Annotated in this window: 1 protein-coding gene; it reads right to left on the bottom strand. The window is 62.5% G+C overall.

The features are described 5' to 3' along the window. The coding region (locus tag J5M56_RS26105; protein ID WP_207938204.1) for an amino acid permease at positions 1–248 on the bottom strand (248 nt) is incomplete at both ends.

The following is a 248-nucleotide window of genomic DNA, read 5'->3' as shown; positions in this document are numbered from 1 at the left end:
TGTGGTCCTTGGCCGCAGCGAACATGATCTCGGCGCACAGCAACACCCAGGACAACAGGGCGCCGAGCAGCGAGATGATCAGCCCGACGCTGATCAGCACCGCACCCCAATGGCCTACCACATGCTCCAGCACCGAGGCCAGCGACGGGTTCTGCAAACCGGCCAGTTCCGGTTGGGTCATGACCCCCAGCGACAGTACATTGACCAACACCAACAGTGCCAACACCCCGAGAAACCCCACCACCGTG

This window comes from Pseudomonas sp. 51_B (assembly GCF_017491595.1).
GTDB lineage: Bacteria > Pseudomonadota > Gammaproteobacteria > Pseudomonadales > Pseudomonadaceae > Aquipseudomonas > Aquipseudomonas promysalinigenes.
The sequence above is the reverse complement of the archived record's forward strand: the minus strand, read 5'-3'. Positions and strand labels throughout refer to the sequence as shown.